19 protein-coding genes are annotated in these 25,989 nt (G+C 46.7%); 4 read left to right on the top strand and 15 right to left on the bottom strand.

The window, feature by feature from the left end; genetic code table 11:
* Positions 1–2: 2 nt before the first annotated feature.
* Positions 3–881: a LysR substrate-binding domain-containing protein gene (locus tag J4N39_RS15345; protein WP_252025497.1), complete on the bottom strand. Its 879-nt coding sequence runs from the start codon at positions 879–881 to the stop codon at positions 3–5.
* Between the two features lie 171 nt (positions 882–1,052).
* Here J4N39_RS15345 and nagE point away from each other — a divergent pair, with 171 nt between their 5' ends.
* Complete coding sequence (nagE, locus tag J4N39_RS15340) at positions 1,053–2,507, top strand: N-acetylglucosamine-specific PTS transporter subunit IIBC (RefSeq protein ID WP_252025495.1); 1,455 nt, start codon at positions 1,053–1,055, stop codon at positions 2,505–2,507.
* Positions 2,508–2,989: 482 nt separating this feature from the next.
* Positions 2,990–3,763, top strand: coding sequence for an SDR family NAD(P)-dependent oxidoreductase (locus tag J4N39_RS15335; protein ID WP_252025493.1), 774 nt, complete (start codon positions 2,990–2,992; stop codon positions 3,761–3,763).
* 793 nt (positions 3,764–4,556) lie between these two features.
* Here J4N39_RS15335 and J4N39_RS15330 read toward each other — a convergent pair.
* Together J4N39_RS15330 and J4N39_RS15325 are read right to left on the bottom strand one after the other, a co-directional pair.
* Positions 4,557–5,324, bottom strand: a complete 768-nt coding sequence (locus J4N39_RS15330; protein ID WP_252025491.1) for a GNAT family N-acetyltransferase — start codon at positions 5,322–5,324, stop codon at positions 4,557–4,559.
* Positions 5,321–7,030 carry an ABC transporter substrate-binding protein gene (locus J4N39_RS15325; protein WP_252025489.1) on the bottom strand — a complete coding sequence of 570 codons (1,710 nt, stop codon included), beginning with the start codon at positions 7,028–7,030 and terminating at the stop codon, positions 5,321–5,323. The genes J4N39_RS15330 and J4N39_RS15325 overlap by 4 nt, the downstream gene beginning before the upstream one ends.
* Positions 7,031–7,121: 91 nt before the next feature.
* Here J4N39_RS15325 and J4N39_RS15320 point away from each other — a divergent pair, with 91 nt between their 5' ends.
* Entirely contained in the window at positions 7,122–8,333 is a 1,212-nt protein-coding gene (locus J4N39_RS15320; RefSeq protein WP_252025487.1) for an MFS transporter, read from the top strand.
* Between the two features lie 66 nt (positions 8,334–8,399).
* On the opposite strand, the gene J4N39_RS15315 is transcribed toward J4N39_RS15320, so the two are convergent.
* From J4N39_RS15315 to cobA, 12 genes are all read right to left on the bottom strand, one after another.
* Entirely contained in the window at positions 8,400–10,010 is a 1,611-nt protein-coding gene (locus tag J4N39_RS15315) for a BCCT family transporter (RefSeq protein ID WP_252025485.1), read from the bottom strand.
* A gap of 482 nt (positions 10,011–10,492) precedes the next feature.
* Positions 10,493–12,034, bottom strand: coding sequence for a glutamate synthase-related protein (locus J4N39_RS15310; protein ID WP_252025483.1), 1,542 nt, complete (start codon positions 12,032–12,034; stop codon positions 10,493–10,495).
* 205 nt (positions 12,035–12,239) lie between these two features.
* Positions 12,240–12,437, bottom strand: coding sequence for a YqaE/Pmp3 family membrane protein (locus tag J4N39_RS15305; RefSeq protein ID WP_252025481.1), 198 nt, complete (start codon positions 12,435–12,437; stop codon positions 12,240–12,242).
* A 100-nt stretch (positions 12,438–12,537) separates the two neighbouring features.
* Positions 12,538–12,954, bottom strand: a complete 417-nt coding sequence (locus J4N39_RS15300) for a VOC family protein (RefSeq protein ID WP_252025479.1) — start codon at positions 12,952–12,954, stop codon at positions 12,538–12,540.
* A gap of 10 nt (positions 12,955–12,964) precedes the next feature.
* Positions 12,965–13,441, bottom strand: coding sequence for a GNAT family N-acetyltransferase (locus J4N39_RS15295; RefSeq protein ID WP_252025477.1), 477 nt, complete (start codon positions 13,439–13,441; stop codon positions 12,965–12,967).
* A complete protein-coding gene (locus J4N39_RS15290) occupies positions 13,438–13,866 on the bottom strand; it encodes a hypothetical protein (RefSeq protein ID WP_252025475.1) in 429 nt (142 codons plus the stop codon). Before J4N39_RS15290 ends, J4N39_RS15295 begins: the two co-directional genes overlap by 4 nt.
* 223 nt (positions 13,867–14,089) lie before the next feature.
* Positions 14,090–15,598, bottom strand: a complete 1,509-nt coding sequence (locus J4N39_RS15285) for an NAD(P)H-hydrate dehydratase (RefSeq protein WP_252026905.1) — start codon at positions 15,596–15,598, stop codon at positions 14,090–14,092.
* Between the two features lie 92 nt (positions 15,599–15,690).
* The gene (locus J4N39_RS15280; RefSeq protein ID WP_252025473.1) at positions 15,691–17,442 is read right to left on the bottom strand and encodes a bifunctional protein-serine/threonine kinase/phosphatase; all 1,752 of its coding nucleotides are present in this window, start codon (positions 17,440–17,442) and stop codon (positions 15,691–15,693) included.
* Positions 17,443–17,654: 212 nt separating this feature from the next.
* The gene (locus J4N39_RS15275) at positions 17,655–19,124 is read right to left on the bottom strand and encodes a NarK family nitrate/nitrite MFS transporter (protein WP_252025471.1); all 1,470 of its coding nucleotides are present in this window, start codon (positions 19,122–19,124) and stop codon (positions 17,655–17,657) included.
* A gap of 95 nt (positions 19,125–19,219) precedes the next feature.
* A complete protein-coding gene (nirD, locus tag J4N39_RS15270) occupies positions 19,220–19,579 on the bottom strand; it encodes a nitrite reductase small subunit NirD (protein WP_252025469.1) in 360 nt (119 codons plus the stop codon).
* A gap of 32 nt (positions 19,580–19,611) precedes the next feature.
* Positions 19,612–22,146 carry a nitrite reductase large subunit NirB gene (nirB, locus tag J4N39_RS15265; protein ID WP_252025467.1) on the bottom strand — a complete coding sequence of 845 codons (2,535 nt, stop codon included), beginning with the start codon at positions 22,144–22,146 and terminating at the stop codon, positions 19,612–19,614.
* Positions 22,147–22,190: 44 nt separating this feature from the next.
* Positions 22,191–23,030, bottom strand: coding sequence for a uroporphyrinogen-III C-methyltransferase (cobA, locus tag J4N39_RS15260; RefSeq protein WP_252025465.1), 840 nt, complete (start codon positions 23,028–23,030; stop codon positions 22,191–22,193).
* Between the two features lie 407 nt (positions 23,031–23,437).
* On the opposite strand from cobA, the gene J4N39_RS15255 reads away from it, so the two are divergent.
* Positions 23,438–25,921, top strand: a complete 2,484-nt coding sequence (locus J4N39_RS15255; RefSeq protein WP_252025463.1) for a molybdopterin oxidoreductase family protein — start codon at positions 23,438–23,440, stop codon at positions 25,919–25,921.
* Positions 25,922–25,989 lie beyond the last annotated feature (68 nt).

The raw sequence follows: 25,989 nt of genomic DNA, 5'->3' as shown, positions 1-25,989 counted from the left end.
AGTTAAAGCTGCCCTTCTAGCCAATTGATGAAGGTACGGATCTTGGGACGATCCTCCGTGCCTAAAGGACAAATCACATCATAGCTCTTGGTCGTCGGCATACTCGGGTATGGCGTGACAAGCTCACCAGATTCAATCAAATCTTTCACGAAGTGATATTTGCCCATGCCCACACCAATGTTGTGCAAGGCACTCAAAAATCCCATCTCGCGATGACTGACGCAGTAAAACTGTTCAAAGATATCGATATCTAACTGCAAATAATCTCGCCAGCGCTGCCATACGTCAGACCCAACCGCATGAATGAAATTAATCCGTTTCAAGGATTCAAGCCCATCTTCATATAACCGATGTTTTTTGGCGTACTGTGGGGTACAGACGGGTATATATTCATCGCCAAACAGACGTTTACGGTACATGTCTTTCATGTCTTGGGTATCGTAGTAGATGGCTACTTCAATGTTGTGTTTGTGGAAGTCTTGCTGTTCTTGATAGCCCCAAATGTTGAGATTGAACTTAGGGTACTTGGCTTTAAAATCTGCCAACCTTGGCAGTAACCAGCCATTGGCAAAGCCTGTTGAGGTAGCAATGTTCAGCTCTCCCGCCATATCTGTCGCTTTGATCTCTTCGATCTCAGAGAAAATGCCGTGAAGGTTTTTCGACAAGGTATGGTGAAAGCGAGCCCCTTCTTCTGTCAGCTCAAGCTGGCGTGTCCCACGAACAAACAGGTTAAACCCCAGCTCTTTTTCCAACACTTTAATGCGATGACTCACCGCACTTTGAGTGAGATGAAGCTGCTTTCCCGTGATAGTGAAGCTTAAGGATTTCGCCGCCATATCAAAAGTGTGTAGGTTTCTGAGCAATAACTGTTGATTGGCCATAACGCCCCCTATGGATTAAAAATTTTAATTCATGCTACTAGCTGATTCGTTTGTTCGCACTAGAAATTAAGTCATAAAATGCCTTAAAAGTTATGAAATGTGACCCGACACTGCGGATGACGACCGAGTCAGGTACACAAACAAAATCAATAATCAAAACTAGGGGCGTAAATGAACATACTCGGATATATGCAAAAAGTGGGTAAGGCACTGATGGTACCAGTTGCCACCCTACCAGCCGCCGCCATTCTTATGGGGATTGGCTATTGGCTTGATCCTGTCGGATGGGGCTCGGAAAACATCTTGGCAGCTTTTTTAATCAAATCTGGTGGTGCCATCATCGATAATATGGCGGTGCTATTTGCAGTCGGTGTTGCCTTCGGTTTAAGTAAAGACAAAAACGGCTCTGCGGCGTTATCAGGCTTTGTCATGTACTTGGTGGTGACGACTTTGCTAGCACCGGGTGCAGTGGCGCAATTACTCAGTGTTTCTATTGATGAAGTCCCTGCGGCGTTTGGTAAAATCAACAACCAGTTCATCGGCATCATCATCGGTATCCTGTCAGCGGAGATCTACAACCGCTACTCAAGTGTAGAGCTGCCGCAAGCGCTGGCGTTTTTTAGTGGTAAACGCTTGGTTCCGATTTTAACTTCCATTGCAGGCATGGCACTTTCTTTCGCCTTGCTTTACATTTGGCCTGCGGTATACGACGCACTGATCGTATTCGGCATCAAGCTTGAAAGCATGGGTGCTCTGGGTGCTGGTCTATTTGGCTTCTTTAACCGTCTATTCCTATCCGTGGGCATGCACCATGCGCTGTATCCGGTATTCTGGTTTGACGTGGTGGGCATCAATGACATACCAAACTTCCTTGGTGGCGCACAATCCATTGCCAATGGTACTGCGGTTCCGGGCCAAACTGGCATGTACCAAGCAGGCTTCTTCCCTATCATGATGTTTGGCCTGCCAGCAGCAGCACTTGCGATGTATCACTGCTCTGATGCAAAAAACAAAAACCAAGTGTTCGCTATTATGTTGGCGGCGGGTATGGCTTCATTCTTTACAGGCATCACCGAGCCGCTAGAGTTTAGCTTCATGTTCTTGGCGCCTGTACTATTCGTTATTCACGCAGCACTGACTGGATTGTCACTATATGTCGCAGCCAGCATGGAGTGGATGGCAGGCTTTGGCTTCTCCGCAGGTTTTGTCGATTTCGTACTGTCGAGCCAAAACCCACTGGCGACCAACTGGTACATGCTGATTATCCAAGGCCTTGTGTTTGCAGCGCTTTACTATGCGATCTTCCGTTTTGCCATCATCAAGTTCAACTTAAAAACACCAGGTCGTGGCGAAGACATGAACAGCGAAGCGTCTGAAGACATGCAAGGTTTGGCGAAACAGTACATTCAAGCTATCGGTGGTGAAGAGAACATCCTTGAGGTCGACAACTGCATTACTCGACTTCGCCTGACGGTAAAAGACTCCTCAATAGCAGATAGTAGCAAGCTAAAACAGTTAGGTGCAGCGGGTGTGGTTCCTGTGGGCAAAGGCGGTTTACAGGTCATTATTGGGCTGGGCAAAGTCGACAAAGTTGCTGAACAAATGAAGCTGATTCTCGCTCGATAAGCGCAAGAATTTCCTTCCTTAAAGAATTGCGATGAGTCACCTTCATCGCATCCCCCTGAAGCGCTACTTCGCTTAGTCACCGAAGCGGCGCTTCTTTTTTAGGTGAATACTGGTCATCATTAGTCTGTAGTGCTTACGATGAAACTTGAGCAAGACAAACATCCTACCAAACCATCCACTGTGACACGCGTCACACAATTAAGTTTTATATAAAACCATCCTCTCAATATTATTTATTTAAAAACAACAAGTTAAATAAGAAAGTGCATATTGCATGCTGAGCATGCAAGTTCAGCAGTGTTGGTATTACATCAAAACAAATGATATGAATATAACAAATAGTGATGAAACAAGGTGGATATGGCATTTCGTTTTACATCCGTAACTAAGTGCACCCGCCTCCAATTTCATCAGTCAGCTGACGATGAAAGTCATCACATGCTTTAACCATATCAATTATCAATTGGAACAAGAGATTTTATATGTTTGATCTAACAGGAAAGGTTGCCGTTATTACAGGTGCAGCATCAGGCATCGGTAAATGTACTGCTGAACGTTTTACCAAAGCTGGGGCAAAAGTTGTCGTTGCAGATATCAACGTTGAGCAAGGTGAAGCGACAGCGAAAGAGCTAGGCGGTTTGTTTGTTAAAGCAGATGTCACCAAAGAAGTGGAGATCCAAGCACTGATGGAGACGGCGAAACGTGAGTTTGGCCAAATGGACATCTTGGTGAACTGTGCAGGCATCTTGGGCTGGTCTTCACCGATGAACGAAGTCGATGCAGACAAACACGATCTAACGATGGCACTGAACGTTAAGAGCGTTGTATTGGCGATGAAACATGCAGCAAACAACATCAATCAAGGTGGCGCTATCGTAAACCTAGCTTCAATTGGCGGTATGATTGGCATGCCAACCTACATGGACTACGTGACCTCTAAGCACGCAGTGGTTGGTGCAACTAAGGTCGCAGCGTTAGAACTTGCGGACATGGGCGTAAGCGTCAATGCTATCTGTCCTTCAACAGTAGACACCCCGATGGCTTACGCTGAGGGTGGCGAAGCAGAATTGGCCATGTCGAAAGTGATCTGGCCAAAACGTCGCATGGCAAAACCAGAAGAAATTGCAGCTCTTGCACACTTCCTAGTAGCGGACGATTGTAAATACCTAACAGGCCAAGCACTGTGTGTTGATGGTGGCTACCAAGCTGGCATCGGTCTACCTGTCATGGAAACTATCTTGGGTGAAGAGGCTTAATCACTACAGTAGAAGAGTCTGAGTTCAGCCCCAATGATTTGGTCATCACCGCTGATGCTCGCTCAGTAACTTAAGCAAGAATGTCCTAACCATTTAGGGCATTCTTGCTATTTTGATTCGACACCAGCAATCCGCACAAACTGCCCCAACATGCATCGATTCTACCCATTACTTTCTCAAGCGCACAATTGAAGAGCGAATTAACAGCTCACACCACCACCCATACTCGAATAAATTCTAGTAAAGTATTAACAATAGTGTGATGTGAACCACATATAGAAAAATCAGCAGACACACCAAACCCCAACAAAACCTATTAATAATCAACAATATAGCAGTCAGATCGATAGCGGTGTATTGATTTCACCAGCAATCATATTGTTGATTTAATGTTAAAATAAGTGGTATAACACTTACATCCTAACGACGCACCAGAGCAAGCAGTTAACAAGATGATCTCGTGTCGGAGTCACAATTAGATTAACGCTGTTTCGCTATTGTTCTATAGCTATCAATGACAAATAGTGGTGCAGGCTCTGTGACATTTCACTCTAAAAGAGATGCACAGTACGGGAAGCCCAAGAAAAAACGATGATGTCCTAATTTATAAGGCAAGATGCTGGAGGTTAAAGACGGATTTCAGGTACCTACAATCAAAATATTCTAAGCGCAGATGATGAGTAAACTCCCCTTTACTACTTCCCCACATCTGTCGCTATCTTAGCAGGCCTTAAAGCCTGCTTTTCTTTTGCGTAAGTGATGTGATATCGCCAAGGCAAGTTAAAGTTTTGCCTTAATGGGCGTCAAATAAATACGGTGTGGTTTTGGTAATAAACTCAAAACCATGCTTTGCCACTATTGGGCGACTCATGTCTGATGCATCAATGGTGAGATACTTGATACCACGGGCTTTTGCATCACAGATACGCTTGTTCAGTAGCGCCGTATAATGGCCTTGCCCACGGTGCGAACTCAAAGTACTGCCGCCCCAAATGCCTGCAAACGGACTGGAATGGTTATAGATAATCCAAGCCGACGACACTGGTTCTCCTTGCTCGTACACCACGTAAATCGTAATTTGATCGGGTGTTTTGGTTTTCATCGCAACAAGATGGGCAAGTTTGCCACTAAAATCTCCACCCCATACTTGCTCTTGCACTTTAATCGCATCACGAATGCCCTCGTAATCACTTACTTCCGTGCATAATTCGTCCCTTTTACTATCAAGGTGGGCACTGACTACATCTAGCACCATGAATGATTCTGGCTCGTCGGCAACAAACCCTTTTTCTATCAGTACCTGAGCAATATTTTCAGGATGATCAGTATCGTAAGTCTTCCATTCAAAATTGAGGTCACGCGCTTTAAAGTAAGCCACCTCTTGATCGATAACCTGCTGCGCATCTTGCTCCGAGAAATTGAAATATGAGACGAAGCTGCCATATTTGTCTTGAGAGACAAACTTCACCACTTCCTTACTTGCCACTTTGTCATACCCTGACAGAGTTAAGTCGACACGTTCGTGCTGGTTATACAAATCCATGATCTGTTGTGGGTTCATTGCTCAATCCCTGATTGGTTGCTGGTTTGAAATACCACCTGATTGAAGTCAATCCAACCATTGGCCAGTAGTTCCATGGTAGAGAGTTTATTCGATATCCGCATATCCTGCCCACATTGAAAAAGTGGCAAGTACAAGCCTTTCTTAATCAATGCCTTTTCAATGCGTCGATAAGCGTTTATTCGAGAGGTTTCATCGCTTAGTTTGAGTGCCTCAAACACCTGATTTTTGGTAGATTGCATTAGCTTACCACCGAGGCACGCCTGCACTGTCGTGGTACACAGCAACCAACCCAACCAGGCACTTTCTAAATGCTCACTAAAGACTTCACCCGACACGATAATGTCCGCCAGAGCCTGAATTTCTGGCTTAGCAAATTCAGGATAAGCCAACACTTCTAAGTTGGCCCTAATTCCAGCTTTTTTGAGAGTCTCTAGAATGTTTTCTGCAGTTTCTATATGGCCTGATAGCTGGTAAGTGAGCACCTTTAATGGCGCAATACCTTCAACCGGAATATCCTCTATGCATTTACCCAGAACCACAGGTTCGAGATTGGTCATGCCCCCTGATCTGCGATAAAGGAGGTCATCTTTGATACCAGACAGCGGCAAGTTTAGTAGCTGCTGTTGCAACCACTTCCGATGTTTCAACCGCTTCATCCAAGCATGGTGACTTGGGTTAAAAAAAGCGTAAATACAGCCTTGTTCCCATTGCTGTTTTTGCAAAAAGCCTTCTTCAGTATCTGGGGCCAAACTGCCATGGACGATATCGCAATGTGAAGTGAACTCTTTGGCTTCTTGTCCCATGTTCCAGATTTCGACGCCATCTAGCCACGGTCGAAAGCCGTGATAGTGTTCGGAGGCATGCAGCAATGTTCGATAAGATGTCTGCTCAACCAGTCGAAATGAACCACTACCGACCCAGCCATTTTTAGTCAATTTGGCCACAGAAAGCGCACCTCTTGCCATCAGCATAGGGAGGTAGTTGGCGAGAGCTTTTGATTGGACTCGCAAGGTTGTTGCATCTAACGCCTTAAACTCGTCAATCAGGTGAAACAGACCGAGACTGACCGAATCGGTTTTAAGCAGATTATCGAACACATCTTGCACCTCATAAGCCGTCAAAGGTGAACCATCCCAGAACTTGAGTTGCTTACGCAGCGTTAGCTGCAACACTTCACCTTGATGTTGCCAACGCTGGGCTAAATCGCCCTCTAGCGATCGTGTCGCCGGGTTGTAACGCAACAGTCTAGCGTACAAGTAGCTTGCAATATGGTGCTCACTGCGACGTGATATTTCACTCGGGACCAGGCTGTGAGTTGCTCGGTAAAACGGCACTTGCAGAATATCCAATGATTGCGATTTTGTTTGATACTGACTAACGAACTCGGCAATAAATTGATCTCGCTCGTTAACCGCAATCAGCATTAGCGCTTGGTCCGTTTTACCTTCTTGCATCCATTGGCGTGCTTGGGAATGCAATGGTTCAGCCAGATCCTTGAGCAATTTCAACTTAGGTAAGTTGCCTCTTCCGACCCCTGCTTGCCAATCAATGACCCGCTCTTCAACCAACTTTTTCACCACAAACTGGGCGTTACGTTTGGTGCAGGCCAATGCCTTGGTCAAACGCTCCAATGAAATCGGTGTCCATTCATCTAATTCAAAGCCAAAGTCTCGTAAAAAAGCCAACGCCAACCAATACCGCATAAAGGTGAAATCCTTATTTAATCTTTCTATTTTTCTTCATCTTTTACTTCTGAATAATAAATACCCAAACCAAAATGAAAAGGATTTTAAGATGAATACGTTAGCCGAGTCTCAAGGCTCGATATGGAAAAATAAAACCTTTGTCACCCTATTTAGCAGCGCACTATTTGTTAGCTTTGCCAGCCAGATTTATACCTTAGCTCTGCCGCTATTGGTCTATGAACTCACCCAATCCTCACAATGGATGGGGTGGATGCGAGCCATCGAGTTTTTGCCCAACTTGCTGTTGGCATTGTTTATAGGAGTATGGGTCGATCGAAGCGACAAAAAGCGCTGGTCACGGGCGATGTTACTCGGACAGGCCATTACTGTGCTGTGTTCGTACTTGGCGGTAGAGTACCTAGCGCAGCCATTATGGGTGCTGTTTCCCTGCGCATTTTTGATGATGGCGTTTAACTACGGCTACCATAATGCTCGATTGTCGATGCTCAAAAATGCACTGCCACAGGAGAGCCAAAACACCGCTACAGCCCGCATGAGTTCACTAAACAGTGTGATGGAAACCGTGGGGCCTGTTCTCTCTGGGGCAATCATGCTGCTCGCGACTATTCACAATGTATTTGTCGGCGTAGCACTCTTGCTGATACTGGCGTGTTGGCAATTGCGTTCATTGGAGCTCAACACCACCGCTAGACCAAAAACACAAAGCACTTTCGCCGCCATTAAAGATGGTTGGCATGCATTGCACCAAGAGCGCAATATGTGGCTTATCACCTTAGCAGTGATGGTAATAAACACCACAGGCGCTGTATTTTGGATTCAAGCCATTTTCTATGCCAAAGCAGAGTTAGGACTAAATTCCGTTGGTGTGAGCTATCTGATTGCCGCCTCTGGCATTGGCGGTTTGATTGGAGCGTTTAGCGCAGATAAGCTACGCAAGAAGTGGGGACTAGGTTGGCTATTGATCGGCTCGATCGGTCTTGAGGCTGTCGGCTTTATCATTCCACTGGCAGCTTCAAACCTATGGGCGCTGGTGACAGGATTTTTCTGGATATCCGCCATCGGGCTATACAGCAATATTTGCATCTGGAGCTATCGCCAAGAAGCCTTCGATGAGGGTGTACTCGGTCGAGTAACAGGCATTACTGGCTCACTGTTCAAACTCTTAATGCCTATCGGGCTCGCAAGCTCTGGTTATCTCACTGAATGGCTTGGCGTGCAAACTGTGTTCATTGCTTGCTTCGTGATTCAAATGCTAACGGCATTGTGGCTAATGAACACTTGCGTTCGCCATATACGTTAGCTTCAGAAAAACCAAAAGCAAAACGCCCAGCAACATTGGCTGGGCGTTTGAATATTATTCAAGCAACTAGCTGTCTTGTGACACCGTAGAAGACGAATTCGGCTGTTCCACTTCGGTGAACAAGCCCTTCACTAAGCTCACACAACCGAGCAGCAAGATCACCGTAAATGGCAGTGCTGCAATAATGGTAATGGATTGCAGCGCTTGCACCGATTGAGTACCACCAATCCACAGCATCACCATGGCAATAGCACCCGAGATGATCGCCCAAATCACTTTCTGCTTCACAGGTACTTCAAGCTTGCCCCCCGCCGTCATGCCATCGATAACGATTGAACCTGAATCCAACGTGGTGACGAAGAACACAATGATCAGCGCCACGGCGATCACAGATAACACATCACCCATTGGGTAAGCATCTAGCATGTAGAACAAGCTCAAAGAGACATCAGTAATGCCTTGATCTATTCCAAGTTGTCCCACTTTAGCAATCACTTGCTCAATGGCTACACCGCCAAAAACAGACATCCAAGCAGTGGTCACAATCGTTGGGATGATTAGTACGCACACTAAGAATTCACGTACCGTTCGGCCCTTTGAAATTCGGGCTACAAACATACCAAAGAATGGCGCGTAAGCGACCCACCAAGCCCAGTAGAACACCGTCCAGCCATGCAACCACGTGGTATCTTCACGACCCGAGGTCTGGCTCAATGGCAAAATGTTTTTCACGTATCCAGTAACAGCAGTGGCTACCGAATCTAGTACGGTAGTGAAGTTGAGCAGCGCAATGAATCCAAGGAAAACAAACGCAATCACCATGTTTAGGTTGCTTAGAAGCTTCACGCCACCATCCATGCCGCGGATAACCGAGATGATCGCAAGGCCCATGATCAGCACGATGATTGACTGTTGCAGCAGCAAGCTGTTATCAAAACCAAACACATGACTAATACCACTCGCCGCTTGGGTACCACCCAAACCTAGAGACGTCGCTAGGCCAAACAGAGTCACGAGTACCGTCATCACATCAATCACGTCGCCCGCTTTACCCCATACTTTGTCGCCCAGCAACGGATAAAACACTGAACGCATCGACAGAGGTAGCCCCTTGTTGTATACGAAGTAGGCTAGGCTCAATGCCGCCATGCCATAAATCGCCCAAGCGTGCAGACCCCAGTGGAATACAGTGGCACCCAGCGCAAGCTCTCGGCCTGCATCAGTATATGGCTGTGCGTTTAATGGAGTACCAAACCAGTTGGTGTAGAAGGCTGTAGGTTCCGCAACCCCCCAAAAGATAAGGCCAATACCCATGCCCGCTGCGAACAGCATCGCTATCCAAGAGAGCATCGAGTAGTCTGCCGTGGCATGTTCACCACCTAAACGGATCTTACCTAACGGTGAGATAGCAAGAATAATGGCAAGAATTAGAAAGGCGTTACCACCCCACATGAATAGGAAATCAAAGTGCGTTAATACCGCACCTTTGACCGCATCGATTGCGGCTTTGGCATCTTCTGGCACCATAGCCAGCAGCGTGACGATAAATAAAATTGAAAGGCCTGCAGAAGCGGTAAAAACGGAGTTATGAACATCCATCCCCCACTTGGTCACATTGTCTTGACCGACTTGATAATCTGTTGAATCTATACTGTATTTTTTTGATTTAAAACCCATAAAATATGATGTTCATCTACTCGTCATGGCAAGTAGTAGGACTCTCTCCGTATCCAATGAAAAACAACGAGCTCACCTTAACACCTCACCTCAACACAAGGGGCCAAAAAGCGACTCAATGGGTTAAAATTTTCGGTGTGGAGCTCAATCCAAGGTCGGATACTTTAGCATAAAAACCCAGCAAAATTTGGCATCAGGGAAAGCAGACAAGCTGCGAACAGCGTTGAAAAGGACAAAATAAGCGCTTAAGTTACGCCTTTTTACCGTTAACTATTCCATATTAAATCTATCCAAAATAGCCTGTATTTAGGGTGTTAATAAAAAAACAAACATAGTTGTTCGACATCAACCCTCCTCGCTGAGAAAAATGTCTATTTTTCGCATAAATATTTTTCCATTCGCCCTAATTAAGCCCTGCTAATTGGCCTTATATACAAAAAGGCAGCTTAAAAAAGCTGCACTTTAATACTCTTGTGACGACACTAGCGATCGCTTACCCCCGCATACGCAACACCAGATAGATCGGCCATCTCTTTATTCCAAGTAGCAAGATCATTAATGTTGAATTGACCTAAATCATCATGACCACAAGCTCTCGACATAACTTGCATCAGCTCAACCGAAGCGGTGAAGAAGTTACACAACTGCTTCGCTGATTTCTCAACATTCAGTCTCTGGCGTAGATCCGTTTTTTGAGTGGCAATCCCCGCCGGGCAGTTATTGGTATTACACATGCGAGCGGCGACGCATCCAATCGCTTGCATCGCACTGTTTGAGACAGCGACACCATCTGCACCGAGGGCTAAGGCTTTAACAAAATCCATCGGTACTCTTAGACCACCAGTCACGATCAACGTCACTTCACCACTTTTGCCCTGCTTGTCTAGATAGCGCCGAGCTCTTGCAAGTGCGGGAATGGTTGGTACGCTAATATGATCCCTGAACATCTCAGGGGCGGCACCAGTGCCACCACCTCTACCATCTAAGATGATGTAGTCAGCACTGGCATCCAGTGCGAATTGAATATCCGCTTCGATATGATTGGCGCTAAGTTTAAAACCAATCGGAATGCCCCCCGTTACTTCTCGTACCCTGTCAGCAAAGGCTTTAAAGTCTGCTGCGCTATTTATGTCTTTAAACGTAGGAGGGGAAACCGCTGCGGTGCCTTCCTTAATACCTCGAACTTGAGAAATCTTACCGATGTTTTTAGCCCCCGGTAAATGCCCGCCCGTACCCGTTTTTGCCCCTTGCCCTCCTTTAAAGTGGAAAGCCTGCACCTGTTTTAACTTAGCTTCATCGTAGCCAAATTGGGCACTCGCCAACTCATAAAAGTAATGTGAATTGGCCGCTTGCTCTTCGGGCAACATACCCCCTTCTCCTGAACATATGCCTGTGCCAGCCAATTCAGCGCCCATCGCTAACGCAATTTTTGCCTCTTCCGAAAGAGCACCAAAACTCATATCAGAAACAAACAGCGGGATATCTAGCACCAGAGGCTTTTTCGCCTTTGGCCCAACTACCAATTTCGTCGCAACAGGCACATCCTCCATCAGAGGTTTGGTCGCCATTTGCGCCACCATCACTTGCAAGTCATCCCAATGCGGCAAGAGATGACGAGGAACCCCCATTGAAGTCATCGGGCCGTGATGACCAAGCTTTGATAGACCTTCTCTGGCTAATTGATGGATAAACTCAACCGTGGGCTCTTCGGTAGTCGCAACCGCACTTGGTGTGACATCTTTTGACGGGATAAACCCCACGCCTTCCTTACCAACCTGCTCGACAGAGAACTGTTTATGGCTACCATCACAGTAAGGCAAATTATTAGAATGCTTACAGTTACATAGATACGCATCCCCCGACTCACTCGGGGTAAACTTCATCGGTTTAAAATCCGTCCCTGCGTGGGACCCATCGCAGTAAGGTTGGTTTTTGGAGCGCCCACAGCGACAGAAGTATTGATCTTCCCCAGCCGTCAGTTCCACTTTGACTGGCTTGTTATCGGCGACGATAGGTTTGCTCATTGCTCATCCTCAGCAACTTTGCGTTGCTTTTTGTTGGTATTACTTGAGCATAGGAGAGGCTTTTTAAAACTCAACTTATTGAGAGTAAGCGGGGCAGTGTTCACCTTTCGAGGCCAACACACCCTAGTACTTAAGGCAAAAAAACACCGAGCCAAAGTGGCATACTTTGACTCGGTGTTTAGTGTTCACAATCTGAAAAGCAAGGTTAGCTATCTGACTTACCCAGCGCCTCTTCAATCTTCTTATCGGTTTTGTATTGGCTCAGAGCATAAACAGACCAGATTGCCGCAGGCAACCAACCAATCAGTGTAAGCTGCAAAATCAAACAGATAATGCCAGCAAAAGGGCGACCTATGGTGAAAAACTGAAACCAAGGCAGCAAGATAGCTAAAATTAGACGCATGTATTCATCCTTGATGATAATTAGATTACTAAACTTCCTAATACTATAGCGCTCTGTCTACTCTTCTCAAGTAGTAAGACTGCGACTTTTATCAATGCCTTTATCGACTTGCCATAGGGTGATCAGGGTTAAGTTGCAGCAAGTCCCATAAGTTGCCATAAAGGTCTTCAAACACGGCTACTACACCATAGTCTTGCTCTTTTGGCTCTCGTACAAACTTAATGCCCAAAGAGGTCATTCGCTCATAATCGCGCCAAAAATCATCGGTATTGAGAAACAAAAATACACGGCCACCCGCTTGGTTGCCGATAAAGTCGTGCTGCTCCGGTTTAGAAGCCTTAGCCAAGAGCAGGGTAACCCCATGCGAATTCGGTGGCGCTACCACCACCCAACGCTTATCTTGCTCAGGCTGATAAGTATCTTCAATGAGCTCGAACTTAAGCTTATTAACGTAAAAATCAATCGCATCATCATAGTCTTCGATCACCAAAGCGATGTGAACAATGTTCTGTTTCAATCAACTGTCCTCAGTTCGTGACCTCGCACACCATAATCGTTGTCTCGATATCATGGTGTGGAGCAAGATGCAGCGCTTTAAAACCGTGTTTTTGATATAGCGCTATATTGAAACTCTCGCACTGCAAGTAGAGCTCCGTAACGCCGAACTTGGCCGCAAGCTGTTTAGCTCGAAGTAGGAGTTGACTTGCAATCCCTTGGTTACGATAGCTAGGGTCAATGAAAACACCTCCCACCCAATGTTCGTATTGTGGGTAATATTTATTTTCTCGATATTTTAGCTCTAATACGCCTGCCAACTGGTCTTGTTGGTGTGCCACCAAAGCCATAGGGAATTGGTCACGGTGTATAGACTTTTCAGTGACTTTTCGAGCGACCATAGCTTGCGTCATGTTGGGCGCAGTATGAGCCCATTCGTCAAAATACCACTGTGCAATTTTCTCAATCTCGTGAGGGTGTTCCGACAAAGTTGATAGTTGAATACTCATTTGACTTGCCCTAACTTCAAATACGAATGCAACTCGCCATTTTTATACTCTATCGCCGAGTGAATGTTGACCTTACTATTACCGACCACTGCGAATTGATAGTGGTTGTCGCCTTTGTAAATGGAAACATTCAAAATCCCTTGAACTAACTGCCACACGCCACAGGTTTCGAAGCGATCAAACAGTCGGTATTCATGCAAAGTGCCGTCTTGGTGGAAGATAACTTCGGTAACGTAACCTGCCGTACAAGTTTTTATCCAATGAGTATCGACAACGTCTGCCATGACCAAAGCACGCTTCGTCTCCTGCCATTTAGCGAAGTAGTTTTCATCAGGTGGCGTGCTGGCAACCTGATTCTGCTCTACTAGCTCAAAGGGCTCATTTTCTCGCATATACAGTTGCTGCATCACTAATGTTTTTGTCATTGGACTACTCATAACAATTATTTGATTTAGCCTAGTAGGGACTAGGGATACGATTTCTGACGCAGCTAAAGGAAATATGGACTATCTAGGCTGATCAGATATTTAGATGGATTGGTGTCATAGCCTAGCGCTGCTGCACATCAGGAGAAATGCTAAAACCGAATTTTTGCGGTCGGATCTCACAATCACACCAAAAAGACTTGTCCATAATCGAAATGTACATTTATTGGTATGAGTTGACGAGTCGACGGATCTCGTCAAATAGGTCACTCGCTAATAAGCCACGCTCACCATGCTGCTGAGCACATCGATCAGCAGCGTGGCTATGTAACCAAACACCAAGGGTGGCTGCTTCAATCAGCGACAGTTTTTGCGCTAATAAACCACCAATCACCCCAGACAACACATCGCCCATTCCGCCTGTCGCCATACCGGGGTTGCCTGCACGACAAACATAACAGTGTGAGCCATCATCGACTAATGTCCCCGCCCCTTTGAGCACCACAACGCCGCCATATTTTTGCTGCAATGCACGAACCGCTTGGTATCGATTGGCTTCAACCTTAGCGATACTGGTACCAAGTAGCCTGGCCGCTTCTCCCGGATGAGGAGTGATGATACGTTGTGAATGAGTATTAGGAGCTTTTGCCAACCAATTGAGACCATCGGCATCCAAGACCATTGGTTTTTGACTATGGATAACATCTTTAAACAGCGAATGTCCCCATGTATTCTGCCCGAGCCCCGGTCCAAGCACTAATACGTCACTCCATTCACACTGATTTTGCAGTGCTGTTTGGTCTTCCTGCCACCCCTTTGCCATCACCTCTGGGCGAGCAGTAACGATAGCACTTACATTGTCTGGCTGAGTGAGCACAGCGGTTAATCCTGCGCCAACTCGCAAGCAAGCTTCTGAGGCCAACCGAATTGCCCCAGCCATGCCGCTATCCCCACCAATACAGGTGACTTTACCATGATCGCCTTTATGCGCCGTTCGTTTGCGAGGGCCTAAATACTTGGCAACTAAATGTTCGGAAATAACCGAGATTTGCGAGGCTTGCTGGGTTGAAAACGTATCGTCAACGCCTAAGCCTGCAAAACAGAGCTCGCCGACAAATTGTGCAGCCTGCCCAGTCACAAGGCCTTGTTTCACTCCGATGAAAGTGACCGTACTATGCGCAAGAATCGCTTGGCCAAGCGATACTCCAGTATTAGCGCATAGCCCAGATGGCACATCAACAGAGACCACAGGCACCTCTGCTAAGTTTACCGCTTCGATCAGCTGTTGTTGCGCAGCCCTTATCTGACCGTTTAACCCAGTGCCTAAAATCGCATCTATGATCAGCTCTGTTTTCGGCGGGATCAGCTCTTCTACTTCTGCAATATCCCCTTCAGCTTTAAGCCACGCATCACGGGCGATTGCAGCATCTCCTGTCAGTTTGCTGGGGTCACCCACGTGCCAAAGTTTAACCTCCACTCCAGCGTGTTTAGCCAATCTTGCCACCACATAACCATCACCACCATTGTTGCCACCTCCACAACACACCAACCAATGATTGGCCTCTGGATGGTGCTGACGAGCGTACTGGAAAACAGCTTCTCCTGCTCGCTCCATGAGTTGGTACATCGGAATACTTTGGGTTCTAGCGGCAAGTTGCTCGCCTTGGCGCACAGCTTCAGCGCTATATAAGGATGAAGGAAACAAGGATGGGGGAAGTGGGCTGGAATTCATGACTCGGCCTTTGCTTAGCAATATCTCAATCATTTATCCCAGCCTAGCGCTGGGAGATTCGAGACTAAAGGCCGACATTGCGCTTTTGTGCGCTACCCCACCATGACTAAAAACTCGACCACTGCAATCGTAATGGCAATCAATGCAACGGCTTTCCAAAATGCCACAGGGTTTCGCTCTAGCAGAGGCTTTTCTTCTAACTCTTTTTGCAACGCTTTATTCGGCGTATAGAGGTCGGAGACAAACTCGCTCAGTACGTCATAGCGTTTGGCGGGCAAATGATGCACACCTTTTTGGAACACCAAGTCCACCCACTCTGGAATATCATCTCGATACTGCTTTAAAGGGCGATAGTCCCACTTCATATGACGAGCATTTTGTACATTTTGCCCTGAAGTCGCTTTATAGGGCAGCTCACCTGCGAGCATCTCATAACCTATCACCGCCACAGAAAACAGATCGGAGCAAATGGTCGCTTCACCGTGGTTAATCGTCTCGGGTGCGGTATAATTAATTGCGCCTAAAGGCGTATCGTCCGACTTTTCTGGTGAGATCTCTTCTAACCCTTGAACCTGAACAGCACCCAAATCGATGATCTTGATGCTGCCGTCTGTGGTTAGCATCACGTTCTCAGGTTTTAGATCTCGATGCACCATATCCGCACGCTGTAAGACACGTACGGCTTTGATCAATTTATCTAAAATCGTTCGAACACTGGCTAATGATGGCGTTGGATTATCGTACATCCATTGGCGAAGGTTGATGCCATCAATGTACTCACACAACTGGTAAACAAATTTCGATTGGCGAGGTTTAGGGTACATACGCATCACTCGATCACTGTCGAGTTGGCTGCCTATCCAGTACTCATTAGAAAAGTGAGTAAGGAACTCAATATCGTCTGCGTAAAAAGGCGACGGCGCTTTAAGCACCATCTGTTTGCCTGAAGTCTCTTCAGTCACCAGATAAACATGACTACGAGTGCCAGCAAACAGCACTTTCTCGATACGGTAGTCATCAATTTTTTGGGCGACCCTGAGCGCTGGGGGAATAGAGCGCTGCAAGGTCAATTGCTGATGTTCTAGTAGTGAATGCCCTGGAAGTTCTGTCACTTCCACAATTAAGCAGCTTACATTATCTGGGCTTTGATTAGTGAGTGCTTGCTCACAGATGGTTTGGCTTAACGCCTCAAAATCTTGAATCTGAACAGTCGATGCAAGACGTTGCAGCACCTCTTGTTCCATATGATCATGCACACCATCCGTGGTCAGAATAAAACGGTCACCCACCTGTAACGATACGCTCTGGTAGTCCACTTCTAGCGTGTTATCCATGCCTAAAGCACGAGTTAAATAAGCGGCTTGTCCGAAGTTAGTGCGTTGGTGATCTCGGGTTAACAAATGGATCTGATTGTCACGAATACGATAGATACGGCTATCACCCACGTGAAAAATATGAGCCGTATTGGATTTAAAAATCACCGAGCTAAAAGTGGTGACTAAGCTGTTATGAGTAAGTGCTTGCTTCTCCCCTTGCTCAAACAGCCAGCGATTAAGGGTTTTGATAATTGATCCCGCAGCATGGCGTGTGCTCCAACTATCTGGGGTAGCGAAATAGTCCGTCACGAACTGAGTGGTTGCGATATGGCTTGCTTGCTGGCTAACGTTGCTGCAACTCACACCATCGGCGATCGACGCAACGACCCCCTTATGCGTGAGTTCTTCCAAGTTATCTGGCGCATTCACAATAAATGCATCCTGATTTTCTTCTCTTCTGCCCTTCAAGGAGCAGCCACCAAACTTGAGTGAGAGCTTGGCTTGAGTGTGTTGCAGTTTTGCGTTCATGACTTCCTACCGATGAAAGCTCAGTGGCCGGACTCCGACCACTGAGCGAGAACTAGTTCTCCCCCTTTTCAAGGGGGAGTTAGAGGGGGTTAAAAAGAGGTGGGTAGTAAATATATAGCTAAATGTATCACTTGAAATACGCCCGCAAATTAACCCCTCCTAGCCTCCCCCCGGAGCGCCGGTCGCTTGAAAAGGGGGAGAACCTAAGAACATTAGTGCGACACGTCAATCAATGTCACGCTGCCATCTTCATTCACCTCTGCAATCTTACCGCTTGGCTCTTCCATAAATAGTAGAGCGACAAAGCCTAGCACTGCTGTGCCAGCAATCACGTAGAAGAAAGTTTGGTAATCAACGAACGAAAGAATCGTTAGGTAAGTTACTGCGCCCACGTTGCCGTATGCACCTGTCATGCCTGCAATCTGACCTGTCATGCGACGCTTGATAAGTGGAACCGTTGCAAACACTGCACCTTCACCCGCTTGAACGAAGAACGAACAGACCATAGCAACCACAACTGCTAGCCAGATTGGCCACTCACTACCAACTTGACCCATCATGAAGTAGCCAACAGCAAGACCTGCGGTCAAGATAAGTAGCGTCGATTTGCGACCAAACTTATCAGAAATCCAACCGCCACCTGGGCGAGACATCAAGTTCATGAAGGCATACGCTGAAGCGACCATACCTGCCAATACAGGTGACAATTCGAATGTTTCAGAGAAGAACAGAGGCAACATAGAAACCACCGCTAGCTCTGAACCGAAAGTTGCAAAGTAAAGCACATTCAGTACCGCTACTTGCTTGAACTTGTACTGATGGATCTCTTCAACCGGCTTTTCGAAAATGCCTTTGTTCACCTTCCATACTTGGCTTGCTTCGAGTAGGTAAAGTGCCACAAGGCCTGCATAAATACCGTTAACCACAAGGTCAGAAAGCATGCCGATGTTTGAAGGAGACAGTTTCCAAGCCAATAAACCAAGTACCGCATACATTGGGATTTTCATCAGCAGTAGGAAATAAAAGTCACCTTTTGAAGTCACTTCCATCGCTGTTAGGTGTTTCGGTTTGAAGTAAGTCGAACCCTTTGGCGTATCAGTTACGTTTTTGAAGAAGATGAAAGAGAACACCAAGCTCATCACACCTGTGATAGCCGTTGCGTAACGCCAACCATCTTCACCACCGAACATCACAGCGACGGTTGGTAGGGTAAATGCTGCGGCCGCAGAACCGAAGTTACCCCAACCACCGTAAATGCCTTCTGCCGTACCCAGTTCATCATGTGGGAACCATTCAGATACCAAGCGAATACCGATAACAAAGCCTGCACCGATAAAGCCCAATAGGAAACGGGCGATCGCCGCTTGCATGAAAGAGTCTGCAAAAGCGAACATAAAACAGGGGATGGAACAGACGGCCAGCAGCGCAGAGTAAACTAATCGAGGCCCGTATTTATCGGTAAGCATACCGATCACCACACGAGCTGGTATGGTCAAAGCCACGTTAAGAATCAACAGTGTTTTGATCTCTTGAGTCGTCAATCCCAAGGTCTCTTTGACCATTGATAACATTGGCGCAAAGTTGAACCAGACGACGAAGGTAATAAAAAACGCCATCCAGCTCAGGTGCAAGATTTTCATCTTGCCCTTAAACGAAAATATTGAAAATTTAGTGTCTTCCATAACGGTTATTCCTTAAGAGGTGCCCCTTAGCCAAAAGTGCAAGACCTCGGGGCGAATCTAATTATTTTTTATATTCTTTATTTGCGATAAAACGCTTATGCGACCGCTTGAGCGGTTGGTGCAAGTTCTTTAGCAGCAACGAAAATTTGTCCTGCTTCAACTTTCAATCCAAAGGTCTCAATCGAGTGTTGCGGCTCTTCCAAACATGCGCCGGTCGCAAGATGGAAATGCTGCTTATAAAGCGGCGACGCCACATAAGGTTCACCTTCGATGGTGCCAATAATGCCGCGAGACAAAATGTTGGCTTTACCGATTGGGTCGTAATTAGAAATGGCATATAGCTGACCACTGCGTGCGTCGTTAAACACGGCGACTTGCTTGCCTTCTACCAGTGCGCACACACCTACGTTTGGCGCAATATCTTCTACTGAACAAATACTTACCCACTTTTCCATGGCATATCTCCTAACTTAAATATGTAATTTGGTTACTCAACTTCGACGACATCGATTTTCAGAGAAGGCTCTGGCTCAGGGAAACGCTGTTCGCGCACTGAGACAAATTTAAGGTTGTCATCACGATCAGCACTGTTGATGAAGTGGCTGAAACGTTTAAGTTTTTCAGGGGATTCGATGGTGGTTTTCCATTCACACTGGTATTTGGCGATATTGGCAGCCATCTCTTTTTCTAGCTCGTCACACACGCCTAGTTTGTCTTCGATAACCACTTGTTTGAGGTATTCAATGCCACCTTCAAGGTTTTCAAGCCAAACTGACGTACGTTGTAAGCGGTCTGCGGTACGGATGTAGAACATGAGTACGCGGTCGACATATTTGATCAGTGTTTCTTCGTCTAAGTCGGTCGCAATCAAGTCTGCGTGACGTGGGCGCATACCGCCGTTACCACACACGTACAAGTTCCAACCGTTTTCTGTTGCGATGATACCGATATCTTTCGACTGGGCTTCAGCACACTCACGCGTACAACCCGATACCGCAAATTTCAATTTATGAGGAGAACGTAGGCCTTTGTAGCGGTTCTCAATGTCGATAGCGTAACCAACACTGTCACCCACACCGTAACGACACCAAGTGCTACCTACACAAGATTTCACCGTACGAACCGACTTGCCGTAGGCGTGGCCAGTTTCAAAGCCTGCATCGACCAATTTCTTCCAGATGATTGGCAGGTCGTTTAGCTGCGCACCAAACAAATCGACACGCTGGCCACCAGTTATCTTGGTGTATAAGTCAAACTCTTGCGCCACTTGCCCCAAGATGATCAGTTTCTCTGGAGTGATTTCGCCGCCCGGAATACGTGGAACAACCGAATAAGTACCATCTTTTTGCATATTGCCAAGATAGATATCATTGGTGTCTTGCAGCTCCATGTGCTGATCTTCAAGAATGTAATCATTCCAGAATGACGCCAAAATCGAACCGACCGTTGGCTTACACACCATACAGCCGTGGCCTGAACCGTATTTCTCTAGCAGTTCATCGAAGGTCTTGATTTTGTTGATACGAACAATGTCAGACAGTTCTTGGCGAGAGTAAGCAAAGTGCTCACACAAGTCGTTATTCACTTCCACACCAAGGCTTAGCAATTCAGCATCAAGCACTTGTTTGGCAAGCGCACTACAACCACCACAACCCGTCGACGCATTAGTGCTGGCTTTAAGATCACCCATGGTTGCGCAACCCGCTGCTACCGCTTCTTTGATATCCGCTTTTGTCACATCAAAACATGAACAGATCACAGCGCTATCAGGTAGAGCATCTACCCCCATCGCACCAGAGTCTTCATCCGCAACATTTGGCAGGATCAGTACCGATGGGTTAGCTGGCAGTGGCATGTCGTTTTGCTTCATTTGCAGCAATGTGCCATACGCATCAGTATCACCAACCAATACCGCACCTACGATCTTGCTACCATCTTCAGAAACAATCAGGCGTTTGTAGACTTGCTCAATTTCATCATTAAAGGTGTAAGACTGCGCACCTGGTGTGCGACCATGCACTTCACCGATACTCGCAACATCAACACCCATTAGCTTCAGCTTGGTGCTCATGTCAGCGCCTTCAAACGCTTGACCTTCATCGCCAAGAATATGGCCTGCCGCCACTTTTGCCATCTGGTAGCCCGGAGCCACCAAACCAAAAATCATCTTCTCCCACAACGCACACTCACCAATGGCGTAGACATCTTCTAGGCTAGTTTGACAGTCGTTGTTAATCACGATACCGCCACGTTCGCCTAGTTCGATATCAGTGCCTTTTGCTAGTTCATCTTGTGGACGAATGCCTGCCGAGAAAACAATCACATCGGTTTCTAAGAACGAACCATCGGCAAAGTTCATGCGGTAACGTGCTGATTCACCTGCAACAATCTCAGTGGTCGCTTTTTCGGTATGAACCGAAACGCCTAGGTCTTCAATCTTGCGACGCAGCAACGCACCACCGCCATCATCTAACTGAACGGCCATCAAGCGAGGTGCAAACTCTACAACGTGCGTTTCTAGGCCAAGGTTTTTGATAGCATTCGCCGCTTCCAAACCGAGTAGGCCGCCACCAACAACAACGCCACTTTTGCTCTGCTTGCTCGCCGCCTCAATCGCATCTAAATCTTCGATGGTACGGTAAACATAACAGTGCTCTTGATCGTTACCTGGGATCGGTGGAACGAATGGGAACGAGCCTGTTGCAAGCACTAGCTTGTCGTAGCTTTCCGTGCGACCTGACGCCGTCACAACCTGCTTTGCGTCAGTATCTAGCTTGGTGACTTTTTCATTCATCACATAGCTGATGCCGTTAGCTTGGTAATACGCTTCATCTGTCATCGCCAAGTCTTCTGCGGTTTTACCCGTGAGGTACGACGTTAATTGCACTCGGTCATAAGCCAAACGTGGCTCTTCTGAGAAGGTGACAATCTCTAGATCGTCACGCTCAGAAGCAATCAATGTGTCGATAAACTTGTGGCCAACCATACCGTTGCCCACGACTAAAATTCTTTGCTTACTCATATTGTCTTCCCTGAATCTGCTTTAATTTTTATTGGCATTGCGACTTAGGCAATGCGTTGTAATGCCATTTGTTCAATTGATACGTCACCAAACTGGTCTTGCAGCTGTGCCAGCTTTTGCATCTCACTTGCTACCGACACCACTTTGCCAATCACGATCAACGCTGGTGATTGAATGTCATGGTGCTGCTTGATCTCACTCAGCTTGTCGAGCTCGCCGACAAACAGACGTTGTGAAGGTGTACAACCCTTCTCAATGAAAGCGATAGGTGTGCTTGGTGACATGCCGCCTTGGATTAGACGTTCACGAATTAGGTCCGTTTTGCTGAGCCCCATGTAGACAACTAGGGTTTGATCAAGGTTGGCTAGGGCTTCCCAGTTAAGGTCTAAGCTCTTATCGGCGTGTGCTGTAATAAAAGTACAGCCTTGGGCTAGGCCTCGGTGGGTAAGTGGAATTTGTGCGTAAGTAGTACACCCTGACGCCGCCGTAATGCCTGGGACAACTTTTACGTCAATCCCTTGCTCTGCCAGCATCAACATCTCTTCACCACCACGGCCGAAGACAAAAGAGTCTCCACCTTTTACTCGGCAGACATTCTTACCTGACAACGCCGCTTGGATCAGTAGCACATTGATCTCATCCTGAGTTGAACTATGCTTACCTTTGGCTTTGCCGACATACAGTGTTTCTGTTTGTGCGGGAAAAAGTGCTCTTATCTCTTCACTGACCAGATTGTCAAAAACAATAAGGTCAGCACTTTCGATCGCACGGACTGCTTTGACTGTTAGCAGTTCTGGGTCACCTGGGCCTGCGCCGACTAAACTCACCGTTCCTGGGCGAGCATACCGTTTCGGTTTGGTCGGGGTAGTTTGCATCATGTTCATCGCCATACTCCCTATGGGTCAAATTGAATCGCATAAACTTTGCTTTAAGGGGGTGCAAAAAAGTTGCCAAAAACTGTAATTTTCATTCATTTTTATTTTTAATCATTTAAAAACAAAAAGTTACACTGAAATTTAATAAGAACACCAGCTTGTAAAAACAACCAATTTTCGAGCCAACCCACAAAAAATGACCTCTTGTGGTGCAAACAGCCTCATTTGGGTGCACCAAACAATAAAACCCCTCTATATATAGCCATAAATCACCTACCACTTTAGGGTTATATGGTAATTTAAACTATTGATTTTAAATGACTAAAAACATGAAAATGTAATTTTAGCCATTTTGGTTCATATGTTGCTTATTAACCTCTAACTGAAAAGTTTTAATAAGAATTAGAGGAAATGCGATGAGTGATGCTAACCAAGGATGGATTAAAACCACTTGTGCCTATTGTGGGGTGGGTTGCGGTGTTGAAGCGCGACCAAAAATGTCTGGTGAGCTCGAGATTCGAGGCGACAAAGATCACCCATCAAACTACGGAAAGCTATGCACCAAAGGCATTGCCTTGGGTGAAACCGTGATTCAAGATGGTCGACAACTCTACCCACAAAACCGCAAGACGGGCGAACCCCTTAGCTGGGATCAAGCCACTCAAACCGTGGCAGATAAGTTTGCGCAGGCCATAGAGGAGCATGGCCCTGATAGCGTGGCGTTTTACGTTTCTGGTCAGCTACTTACTGAGGATTACTACCTAGCGAACAAACTGATTAAAGGGTTTATGGGCACTGCTAATATCGACAGCAACTCTCGTCTCTGTATGGCATCATCTGTAGTAGGTCATAAGCGTGCCTTTGGTAGTGACACTGTGCCCGTATGCTATGAAGACTTAGAACAGGCAGAGCTTGTGGTGTTGGTCGGCTCAAACTTGGCTTGGTGTCACCCAGTACTGTTCCAGCGATTACGTAGTGCAAAACAAGACAATCCGAATCTTAAGGTGGTAGTAGTAGACCCGAGAAGAACCGATACCAGTGCAATCGCCGACCAACATCTATCGATCCATTCTGGCGCAGATGTTGCCCTGTTCAATGGCCTGTTGAGTTACTTAGCCGCCAACGATCACCTCGACCATGAATTTATTCAAAACCACACCAACCAGTTTGAGAAAGCCATTGAAGCCACAGCTTCTGATACCCAAACCAGCCTAATCACTGGCTTGTCTGAGCATGAGCTGAATGAGTTTTATCGTGATTTCGCCGATACCGATAAAGTGATCACTATATACTCACAAGGGGTGAATCAGTCTACGAGCGGTTCAGATAAAGTGAACAGCATCATCAACTGTCACCTTGCCACAGGTAAGATTGGCAAAGAGGGCACCGGGCCTTTTTCCGTCACCGGACAGCCTAATGCTATGGGTGGACGTGAAGTAGGTGCACTAGCTAACACCCTAACGGCACATATGGAGTTCGAGAACGCCGAACATCTGCAATTGGTGAGCAATTTCTGGAACACCAACCGCCTTGCCGTCACCGCCGGACTGAAAGCGATCGATATGTTTGATGCTATGGCTGAAGGCAAAATCAAAGCGGTATGGATCATGGCAACCAATCCTGTGGTTAGCTTGCCAAATAGTGACAAAATCAAGCAGGCGCTCGACACTTGCCCATTTGTGGTGGTGTCCGATTGCATTGCTGATACCGAAACCAGTAAGCACGCCGATTTGGTGCTTCCTGCCCAAGGCTGGAGTGAGAAATCAGGCACAGTGACGAACTCGGAGCGTCGCATATCTCGCCAACGCAAAGTGCTACCAAGCCCGGGGGTGGCAAAGCCTGACTGGTGGATCATCTCTCAAGTGGGACAAAAGATGGGCTTTGAGTCCGAGTTCACTTATCTGCATGAAGGACAAGTATTCAAAGAGTACGCCGAGCTAACAACCCAAGGTAACCTCAATGGTGAACGCGACTTCAACCTGATTGGTTTAACGCAACTTGACGACAAAGGCTACAGCCGTTTAACCCCGCAACAGTGGCCTGTCACCAAGCCACAGTCTGAAGTGGTCAATCAACGCCTATTTGCTAACGGTAAATTTTTCACTCCAGATAACAAGGCGCGCTTTATCCCTGTACAGTACCAAGCGCCACAAAGTGAAACCGATAAAGATTATCCATTACTGCTCAACAGTGGCCGTAGCCGAGACCATTGGCATACCATGACTCGTACTGGTCTTGCGACATCACTTGGCGAATTTGATCCAGAACCGTATGCACTGCTTCACCCACATACTGCGCTGAAATATCGAGTCAGTGAAGGCCAACTGGTGAAGGTAAGCAATGCGCAAGGAGAGTGTTTGGCGAAAGCGAAAATCAGCCAAGATATCGATCCAAATCAGGTGTTTGTGCCAATTCACTGGAATGGTGCCACGGCAAAACAGAGTAAGCCTTGCGCCCTAATTTCTCCGTTTACCGACAGTTTCTCTGGCCAACCTGAGTTTAAACATACCCCGGTCACCATAGAGCCTGTGACGATTCGCAGCGAAGCCGCACTGATTAGCCCAACAGCGTTAACACTCGAAGGCTGTGATTATTGGGCAAGACAGAAGATCTCTGGTGGCTACCTGTATCGAATCGCATCAAATTTGAGCTTTAATGAGCTGGCGAGCCAGCTGAGATCTCAGCTAGAACACACAGAAGCGAAACAGATTACATTCGATGGCAGCTCGGAAACGCTTTTTGCTACCACCAGCGAAGATAAATGGCTAATGACCCTTAAAGCAGCCTCAACACTGCAAGCTTGGCAATATGATCAGATGATTGCTCTATACACCCAGCCTTATACGGCGGAAGCGGAAATGGAGTTTTTGGGGCAAAGTTTGGCGCAGAGGATCGCTTAACCAACGACGTGGCTCTCCTTCACATGAAGGAGAGCGAGCATACGAGTAACCTATACCCAGCAAACCAT

The sequence above is a fragment of the Vibrio sp. SCSIO 43136 genome, assembly GCF_023716565.1.
GTDB lineage: Bacteria > Pseudomonadota > Gammaproteobacteria > Enterobacterales > Vibrionaceae > Vibrio.
Note: the sequence above shows the minus strand (reverse complement) of the source record. Positions and strands in the feature narration are given on the sequence as shown.

Bases quoted from the DNA above. Each gene is read 5' to 3' on its own strand.
- J4N39_RS15345 (WP_252025497.1), bottom strand. From the start codon at position 881: ATGGCCAATCAACAGTTATTGCTCAGAAACCTACACACTTTTGATATG.
- nagE (WP_252025495.1), top strand. From the start codon at position 1,053: ATGAACATACTCGGATATATGCAAAAAGTGGGTAAGGCACTGATGGTA.
- J4N39_RS15335 (WP_252025493.1), top strand. From the start codon at position 2,990: ATGTTTGATCTAACAGGAAAGGTTGCCGTTATTACAGGTGCAGCATCA.
- J4N39_RS15330 (WP_252025491.1), bottom strand. From the start codon at position 5,324: ATGAACCCACAACAGATCATGGATTTGTATAACCAGCACGAACGTGTC.
- J4N39_RS15325 (WP_252025489.1), bottom strand. From the start codon at position 7,030: ATGCGGTATTGGTTGGCGTTGGCTTTTTTACGAGACTTTGGCTTTGAA.
- J4N39_RS15320 (WP_252025487.1), top strand. From the start codon at position 7,122: ATGAATACGTTAGCCGAGTCTCAAGGCTCGATATGGAAAAATAAAACC.
- J4N39_RS15315 (WP_252025485.1), bottom strand. From the start codon at position 10,010: ATGGGTTTTAAATCAAAAAAATACAGTATAGATTCAACAGATTATCAA.
- J4N39_RS15310 (WP_252025483.1), bottom strand. From the start codon at position 12,034: ATGAGCAAACCTATCGTCGCCGATAACAAGCCAGTCAAAGTGGAACTG.
- J4N39_RS15305 (WP_252025481.1), bottom strand. From the start codon at position 12,437: ATGCGTCTAATTTTAGCTATCTTGCTGCCTTGGTTTCAGTTTTTCACC.
- J4N39_RS15295 (WP_252025477.1), bottom strand. From the start codon at position 13,441: ATGAGTATTCAACTATCAACTTTGTCGGAACACCCTCACGAGATTGAG.
- J4N39_RS15290 (WP_252025475.1), bottom strand. From the start codon at position 13,866: ATGACAAAAACATTAGTGATGCAGCAACTGTATATGCGAGAAAATGAG.
- J4N39_RS15285 (WP_252026905.1), bottom strand. From the start codon at position 15,598: ATGAATTCCAGCCCACTTCCCCCATCCTTGTTTCCTTCATCCTTATAT.
- J4N39_RS15280 (WP_252025473.1), bottom strand. From the start codon at position 17,442: ATGAACGCAAAACTGCAACACACTCAAGCCAAGCTCTCACTCAAGTTT.
- J4N39_RS15275 (WP_252025471.1), bottom strand. From the start codon at position 19,124: ATGGAAGACACTAAATTTTCAATATTTTCGTTTAAGGGCAAGATGAAA.
- nirD (WP_252025469.1), bottom strand. From the start codon at position 19,579: ATGGAAAAGTGGGTAAGTATTTGTTCAGTAGAAGATATTGCGCCAAAC.
- nirB (WP_252025467.1), bottom strand. From the start codon at position 22,146: ATGAGTAAGCAAAGAATTTTAGTCGTGGGCAACGGTATGGTTGGCCAC.
- cobA (WP_252025465.1), bottom strand. From the start codon at position 23,030: ATGAACATGATGCAAACTACCCCGACCAAACCGAAACGGTATGCTCGC.
- J4N39_RS15255 (WP_252025463.1), top strand. From the start codon at position 23,438: ATGAGTGATGCTAACCAAGGATGGATTAAAACCACTTGTGCCTATTGT.